An 8095-nucleotide genomic window follows, 5' to 3' on the forward strand; every position below is an offset into this window, starting at 1 on the left:
CTGCCGTGATACACAGAGTAACCGTACGCACCATTCGTACGAAACCCGCCAGTCAATGACGTCAAGTCGACATGCGTCGGCGGCGTTGTCGGCGACAATGAGGCCTGACCTCTGCACACCGCAGGGGCCGACGGAACTACCCACCAGGGGCGGTGACTTACATGCTCTTTGCGGCCGACAAGGGAGACATCAACACCATCATCGGCGGGATCGCCCCGAACTGGGGCCCCTTCGGCAGCCTGGGCAACGAGGCGAAGGTGATGATCGAGGTGGTCATGGCGGTGGCCATCCTGCTGTGCCTCGGCATCGCGGTATGGGGCGCGGCCAAGCAGCGCATCGGCGCCACGGCCCTGCGGGACACCTTCAGCGCGGAACAGGGCAAGGGCCTCATCATCGCCGGCCTCACCGGGGTCTTCATCATCGGCTCCCTCGGCACCCTGTTCACGATCGTGTACGGCATGGCGGTCTGAGTCCCCTGAAGGTTGCGTCTCCCTGATGTCGAGTCACCACACCGCGCCCGCGCGGCAACCAGCACGGCTACCGTCGTACGCCTACGAGGGTGAGGGAGCGCGCACGCCATGACCTCCGGAGACGACCAGTCCTACACCGACTACGGCGGCGACACGGGCCACACCCGCACCCGTCTCCCCGAAACCGACCCCTACGGCGGCGCCCCCCGCCGCTCCGCTCGCTCCTCCTCCCGCTCCCTGATCACCGTGGTCGGCGTAGTGGTCCTCCTCATCGCAGCGATCGCCTTCGCCAACAGGGGAGACCATTCGTCTGCCGACGGCTCGACCGCGAAGGGCTCCCGCCCGCAGACGTCACCCACGGCAGCCACGGGGACCCGTCCGGTGGAGACGAAGACGGGCGGCATCCCTTCGGGCTTCGCCCATACGGAGCAGGGGGCGGAGAGTGCGGCGGCGAATTATGCGGTGGTGCTCGGGTCTACCGGCATGTTCAACAAGGACAGCCGGCACAAGATCGTCGACACCATCTACACGCAGACCGCGGCAGCTAAGCTGCAGGACGCGATGGACGGCGCCTACTCGGCGAGCTTCCTCGGCACGATGGGGCTCGATGCGAACGGCAACCCCCCAACGGGCAGCACCTTCGTGTCTCGCACCATTCCAGTCGGTACCAAGGCCGAGCAATACAGCGACACCCAGGCCAAGGTGTCGGTCTGGTACATGGGTCTGATCGGCATGGCGGGAAACTCCTCCACCAACCCGGTGACCTCCACGTGGAAGACGTGGACGTGCGACCTGCAGTGGCTCAACGGTGACTGGAGAATCATCGCCGACAGCCAGAAGGACGGCCCGGCACCGGTTCCCGGCGACGACAAGGCCGCAAGCTCCGACGAAATCAGCAAGGCCATCGAGCAGTACGGAGGGTTCACTTATGCCCGGTAGCCCGCGCCGCGTACTGAAGCTCACCGGCCTGGTGGCCACCGTACAGACAGTCGCCGTCATGCTGGCCACCCATGCCGCCGCAGCGCCATCACCCAAGCCATCGAACAGCAGCGACCCCTGCAACCTGCTGATCGGCCCTGCCAAACAGTTCTGCGAAAAGGACGGCGGCGGCTCCAAGAGCGGTGTCACCGGCCCCACCAACAACCCCCTGACCGACACCCTCGACCCCCTCTCCTCCCTGGCCAAAGGCTGTGCCGATGCCGCCTCCTGGACCATCGACAAGCTCAGTAAGGCCGTGCAGGAGACCGCCAACGTCGACTTCACCAATACGAAGTTCCTGCAGCAGTACGCCGTCGTCTTCGCCGCGTCCACGATCCTCACGCTCGTGCTGTGGCTCCTGGCCGTGGCCAAGCGAGCCGTGCGCGGCGTGCCGCTGACGACCGCGATCTCGGAAGCCGTCGGGTTCCTCTGGCTGACCGTGCTCGCCTCCGCCTTCACCCCGCTGATCCTCTACACGGTCGTATCGGCCACCGACGGCGTCACGGACGTCCTCGCCAAGGCCACCGGCGACCAGGCAGACACGTTCTTCGGCACCTTCTCCGGCGCCCTCGGCAAGGGCACCAACATCGGCGGCGGCCCGATCATGCTGATCGTCGTCTCCCTCGTGAGCATCCTCGCCGCCGGCGTCCTCTGGCTGGAGCTGGTCATCAGGGCCGCGCTCCTCTACGTCGGCGCCCTCCTCGGCACCGTCGTCTACGCGGGCCTGGTGGACAAGAACCTGTGGGGACACGTCCGGCGCTGGGCCGGAATCATGATCGCCGTGATTCTCGTCAAGCCGGTGATCGTGATAGTGCTCGGACTCGCCGGTGCCCTCTCCTCCGGCAACGGCCCCGACTCCTTCTCCGCCGTCGTCTCCGGCCTCGCCATCATCCTGCTCGCCATCTTCGCCAGCGCGATGATCTACCGCTTCGTCCCCGGCTTCGGCGACGAGATCGCGAACGGCCGCAACAACCGCATCATGCAGGGCGCCGAGAGCAAGGCCGCCGCCGTCATAAGCTCCCCCGCCACCCTGGTCGCCCAGGGCATCAAGACCCACAGCACCCGCGCCGACAACAACGGAGCAGGGGGACAGTCGAGCAGCGCTCCCCGCCCCGCCAACCCCGCCACCGGCGGTGTCGCCGCCCACAGCAGCCGTACCCCCACCGGGGGCGGCGGAGCCGTCCCCTCCGCCACGCCCGCGCCCCGCGCGCCCAGCCCGGCCAGCCCCGCGAACACCCCGCACGCCAGTAACACCCGCAACATCAACCGCAGTGGAGGTGAAGGGCGTTGACGACCGAGTCCCACCTGTCCCATCCGGTCGCGCCCCGCCGTACGTATCTCATCGGCCGCGCCCGGCCGAACGCGATCGTCGGCCGGAACCGCGAGTCCGGCGAGATCGCGCTGATCATCGCCGGCGCGTTCCTCGGCATGATGTGCGGCCTCCTCGTCCCGGTGCTGTCCCTGCGGATCGTGCTGCTGACGGGCTTCCCGCTGCTCGCGCTCGCCGCGGTCTACGTGCCGTACAAGCACCGCACCTTCTACAAGTGGTTCGAGATCAACCGCAGCTACAAGCGCACCGTCAAGGGCGGCCACGCGGTCTACCGCTCGGCCGCCATGGAAGCCGGCACCCGCCTCGACGGACGCGAGGTCGAAGTCGGCCCCCCGCCCGGCATCGGACGGATCACCTGGCTCGCCGCACCCTTCGGGCCGGACGAGATCGCGGTGCTCCTGCACGCCGACCGCAAGACCGTCACCGCCGCCATCGAGATCGAGGGCCCCGGCGTCGGCCTGCGCGACTCCGAGGACCAGGAGGCCCTGGTCGACCGCTTCGGCACGCTGCTCAAGCACGTCGCCAACGGGGACGGATTCGTCACCCGCCTGCAGATGCTCGCCCGTACCCTCCCCGCCGACCCCGACGCCCACGCCAAGGACGTCACCCTGCGCGGCGACAACCGCGCCCCGCAGTGGCTGCGGCAGTCGTACGACCAACTGCAGTCCATGGTGTCCACCAGCAGCGAGCAGCACCGCGCCTACCTCGTCGCCTGCATGCCCTACAACCGCGAACTGGCCGCCGAGGCGCACGCCATGGCCCGCGCCGTCCGCGCCCGCGGCAACAAGGTCGACCGGGACACCGGTCTCGCGGTGGTCATGGCCCGCGAGCTGACGGACATCTGCTCGCGGCTCCAGGAAGCCGACATCCGGGTCCGCCAGCCGCTGGGGCAGGGACGGCTGGCGTCCCTGATCCACTCCATGTACGACCCCGACCACCCGATCGACCACATCCAGGCCATGACCCGGCGCAACGCCTGGCCGGCCGAGCTCGACGCCACCGAACCCACCTTCCTCCAGGCCAAGACCCGCGAGTCCAACACCCGCGCCCCCTGGTGCCACGCCACCGCCTGGGTGAAGGAGTGGCCGATGACCCCGGTGGGCGTCAACTTCCTGGCCCCGCTGCTCGTCCACACCCCGGACGTCATCCGGACGGTCGCCGTCACGATGGACCTCGAGCCCACCGAGGTGGCCATCGAACGCATGCTGACCGAGAAGACCAACGACGAGGCCGAAGCCTCCCGCGCCGCCAAGATGAACCGCACCGTCGACCCCCGCGACGTCGCCGCGCACAACCGCCTCGACCAGCGGGGCGAGGACCTCGCCAGCGGCGCCGCGGGCGTCAACCTCGTCGGCTACATCACCGTCTCCGCCCGCACCCCGGAAGCCCTGGGCCGCGACAAGCGCACGATAAGAGCCTCCGCCGGCAAGTCGTACCTCAAGCTGGAGTGGTGCGACCGAGAGCACCACCGCGCCTTCGTGAACACACTTCCCTTCGCCACCGGCATCCGAAGGTAGGGGCTGATTCGCCGATGCGGGATCCGCTGTCCGTCCTCACCGACGCCTTCACCTCCTTCCTCTTCGGGAAGGTCGAGACGACCCGGCCGCCGGTGCGCACCTCCACGGGCCAGGCCCAGGCGGTGTACCTGCCCACGGCCGCGCCCGGCCTCGGCGACTCCGGCGTCATCATCGGCCGCGAGGTCTACTCCGGCAAGGGCTACATCTACGACCCCTTCCAGCTCTACGGCCAGCAGCTCCCGGCCCCGCACTGGCTGGTCCTCGGCGAGTCCGGCAACGGCAAGTCGGCCCTGGAGAAGACCTACGTCCTGCGCCAGCTGCGCTTCCGCGACCGCCAGGTCGTCGTCCTGGACGCCCAGGGCGAGGACGGGGTCGGCGAATGGAACCTGATCGCGGAGGAGCTGGGGATAACTCCCATCCGGCTGGACCCGGCGGCCGCACTGGACCACGGCATCCGGCTCAACCCTCTCGACCCGGCGATCACCACCACCGGTCAGCTCGCGCTGCTCCGCACGATCATCGAGGTCGCGATGGGCCACGGCCTGGACGAGCGGTCCGGCTTCGCCCTCAAGGTCGCCCACTCCTACGTCAACGAGTCGATCCTGGACCGCCAGCCGGTCCTCTCCGACATCGTCGAGCAGCTACGGCACCCGGAGCCGGAGTCGGCCGAGGCGATGAACGTCGCCATAGACGACGTACGGGCCTGGGGCCTGGACGTCGCCCTGGTGCTGGACCGGCTGGTCGACGGTGACCTGCGCGGCATGTTCGACGGTCCGACGACCGTGGGGATCGACCTGGACGCCCCCCTGATCGTCTTCGACCTCTCCCACATCGACCGCAACTCCATCGCCATGCCCATCCTCATGGCCATCGTCGGCGTGTGGCTGGAACACACCTGGATCCGCCCCGACCGCAAGAAGCGCATCTTCCTGGTCGAGGAGGCCTGGCACATCATCAACAGCCCGTTCGTCGCCCAGCTCTTCCAGCGCCTGCTGAAGTTCGGCCGCCGGCTGGGTCTGTCGTTCGTGGCGGTGGTGCACCACCTGTCCGACGTCGTGGACGGCGCCGCGGCCAAGGAGGCGGCGGCGATCCTGAAGATGGCCTCCACCCGCACGATCTACGCCCAGAAGGCGGACGAGGCACGGGCCACCGGGCGGGTGCTGGGTTTGCCGAGGTGGGCCGTGGAAATCATCCCGACACTGACGCCCGGCATCGCCGTCTGGGACGTCAACGGCAACGTCCAGGTGGTCAAACACCTGGTCACGGAGACGGAGCGGCCGCTGGTCTTCACCGACCGCGCGATGACCGAGTCCTCCAGCGACCTCACGGCCGACGACGCCCTGCGCGCCGCCGAACTGGAGGCCGAGCAGCGGGCGGCGGCCTTCGTGGAACAGCATCTGGGCGACTCCGAGTCGACGGTGGCGTAGGGGCAGCGGCAGGCGCCGCGCGGAGGCGTGAGTCGGCAGAGGCAGGAGTCGGCAGAGGCAGGAGTCGGCAGAGGCAGGGGAGGAACGCGTGAGACCGGACGCTCGCGACCGTCGCGGGGACCGCCGGGAGGACCGCCGGGAGGGCCAGGGCGGCATCCCCGACGGCCTGCTGGTCGGCATACTCGCGTTCCTCCTCGGCATGACCCTGCTGGTGTGGACGGCCACCGGCCTCGCAGCCCTCTTCGCCAAGGGCGCCTGGCCGCACGGTGTCACCTTCACCCGCACCCCCCTTGCCATGCGCCACCTCATCGGCGAACCCCACGACATCACCGGCGCCTGGCCCGACACCCCCGCGTCCCAGCTCTCCGGCTGGGGCCTGTTCTGGGGGTTGTTCCTCGGCCAGCTGATGGTCCTGTTCGTCCTCACCGTGTTCGTGATGGGAGCGGTGGCCCGGTGGCGGGCGGGAAGGGCCGGGCGGAGAGCGGAGAAGGAAGCGGTGCCGGAGGCCACGCGGCCCGCACCTCGGCTCGCAAGGGCCGAAACGCCTCTCGTGGGGGCCAAAACGCCCCATGAAGTGCATGAAGTACATGAAGTGCATGAAGTACCCGCACCCCGCAGCGAACCCGAGCCGCAGCAGTTGGTCGGCCTCCCAGCCGACGGTGAACCGGTGGAACGGGTCGGCGGGTGGGAAAAGATCCTCGTGGCGCCCAGGGAAAGCCGCCAGACCAGCGCGACCCAGGCAATCCGCGACGCGGACGGCCCCGCCCTCGTCGTCACCTCGAACCCGACGCTCTGGCAGGACACAAAGGACGCCAGGGCCAAACTCGGCCCCACCCTCCTCTACGACCCCGCCCACCTCTGCGACACCCCGGCCCGCCTCCACTGGTCCCCCACAGCCGGCTGCGAGGACAAGCAGACCGCGCTGAACAGAGCAACAGCGCTCCTCAGCCCCGTACAGCCCACGGCCAGGATCGACCAGGCGGTCGCCGACACGGCGCTGACGCTCCTGCGGAGCTACCTCCACGCCGCCGCCCTGGAGAACCGCACCGTCCGTCACGTCCACCGCTGGGCCCAGGGCACCCAGATCCAGGAGGCCGTACGCACCCTCCGTACCCACCCCAAGGCCGCCCCCGGCGCCGCCGGCGAACTCGAGGCCGCCCTCACGGCACACCCGGAACGCCGGGACATCGCCCAGGAACTGACCAGCCGAGCCCTCTCGGCCCTGTCCACGGTCAACATCCGCGAGGCCTGCACACCGAACCGAACGGATGCCCTGTCACTGGATTCCTTCGTGCACGAAGGGGGCACGCTTTATGTGGTCGGTGAATCCATCGAGGACCCCAGGAGCAATCCCGGCGCGATGCCGCTCCTGACGGCCCTCGTCTCCAGCGTGGTCGAGCGCGGCCGGCGCATGGCCGAACGGTCATCCTCCGGTCGGCTCGACCCACCACTCACCCTGGTCCTGGAGGACATCGCGGCCGTGGCTCCCATCCCCCAGTTCCCCGACCTGCTCGCCACCGGTACCGACCAGGGCCTGCCCATCCTCGCCCTGCTCCGCTCCCGCGAACAGGCCCGCTCCCGCTGGCCGCACCAGGAACTGCCGGTCTAGGACGGTCTAGGACCGCCACTCCAGCGCGAACTCCAACTCGTTCTGGGAAGCGTCCTTGGAGAACGGCACGATCACCCCGCTCGGCACGAACCCCGCCTTCCGGTAGGCACCCTGGGCCCGTTCGTTGTCCACGTGCACCAGCAGCCGTACCCGCTCCGCACCCCGGTCCCGCGCCCACTCCACACCGGCGTCGAGCAGGGCCTTGATCAGCCCGTTCCCGCGATGCTCGGGCCGGACGAACACCCCGACCACATGCCCCTGCCGGCGCTCGACGGCAAACCCGGCCCAGTCCTTCGTCCCGGCTTCCTCGATGAGCACGGTCACCGAGCCGGCCCAGGTCCCGTCGGGCGCCTCCGCGATGAACTGCCGGGCCGCGGTCGCCCCCTCCCCGGACCCGACCGCGCGATCCTGCCAGAACGCGTCCGCGCGTGCCTCGGCCTCTTCGTAGGTCTCCAGGAAGGCGAGGTGCGCGATCGGGTCCCGCAGCGCGTCCAGCCGCAGTTGCTTCACTCGGGGCCAGTCGTCGGGTCGTATGGCGCGGATGACGTAGTCACCGCTGGTCGAGGCACTCATGTGCGCCAAGGTAGTGCCGCCCGCCGCCACCGGCATCCCATATTGTGCCCAAGGGTCGGCCGCCTCCTCACAACAGCCGACGTCAGCTTCTGAAATGCAGAAAGGCCCACGCCAGTCGGCGTGGGCCTTTCCCAAGAATTGTTCGGCGGCGTCCTACTCTCCCACAGGGTCCCCCCTGCAGTACCATCGGC

Annotated in this window: 7 protein-coding genes; 6 read left to right on the plus strand and 1 reads right to left on the minus strand. The window is 69.3% G+C overall.

What is annotated here, in order from left to right:
- Window positions 1-161 precede the first annotated feature (161 nt).
- From ACWC2T_RS42140 to ACWC2T_RS42165, 6 genes are all read left to right on the plus strand, one after another.
- Entirely contained in the window at window positions 162-470 is a 309-nt protein-coding gene (locus tag ACWC2T_RS42140; RefSeq protein ID WP_009189392.1) for a hypothetical protein, read from the plus strand.
- A 108-nt stretch (window positions 471-578) separates the two neighbouring features.
- On the plus strand, window positions 579-1409 hold the full coding sequence (locus ACWC2T_RS42145) for a hypothetical protein (RefSeq protein ID WP_450675583.1): 831 nt from the start codon (window positions 579-581) through the stop codon (window positions 1407-1409).
- Window positions 1399-2739 (plus strand): hypothetical protein, encoded by a 1341-nt coding sequence (locus ACWC2T_RS42150; RefSeq protein WP_450675584.1) that lies wholly within the window; start codon window positions 1399-1401, stop codon window positions 2737-2739. The genes ACWC2T_RS42145 and ACWC2T_RS42150 overlap by 11 nt, the downstream gene beginning before the upstream one ends.
- The gene (locus tag ACWC2T_RS42155) at window positions 2736-4295 is read left to right on the plus strand and encodes an SCO6880 family protein (RefSeq protein WP_450675585.1); all 1560 of its coding nucleotides are present in this window, start codon (window positions 2736-2738) and stop codon (window positions 4293-4295) included. Before ACWC2T_RS42150 ends, ACWC2T_RS42155 begins: the two co-directional genes overlap by 4 nt.
- Window positions 4296-4309: 14 nt before the next feature.
- Window positions 4310-5722: an ATP-binding protein gene (locus ACWC2T_RS42160; RefSeq protein WP_450675586.1), complete on the plus strand. Its 1413-nt coding sequence runs from the start codon at window positions 4310-4312 to the stop codon at window positions 5720-5722.
- 88 nt (window positions 5723-5810) lie between these two features.
- On the plus strand, window positions 5811-7331 hold the full coding sequence (locus tag ACWC2T_RS42165; RefSeq protein WP_450675587.1) for a type IV secretory system conjugative DNA transfer family protein: 1521 nt from the start codon (window positions 5811-5813) through the stop codon (window positions 7329-7331).
- A 6-nt stretch (window positions 7332-7337) separates the two neighbouring features.
- Here ACWC2T_RS42165 and ACWC2T_RS42170 read toward each other — a convergent pair whose 3' ends face one another.
- A complete protein-coding gene (locus tag ACWC2T_RS42170; RefSeq protein WP_450675588.1) occupies window positions 7338-7904 on the minus strand; it encodes a GNAT family N-acetyltransferase in 567 nt (188 codons plus the stop codon).
- Window positions 7905-8095: the final 191 nt, after the last annotated feature.

It is taken from the genome of Streptomyces sp. NPDC001393 (genome assembly GCF_053597455.1).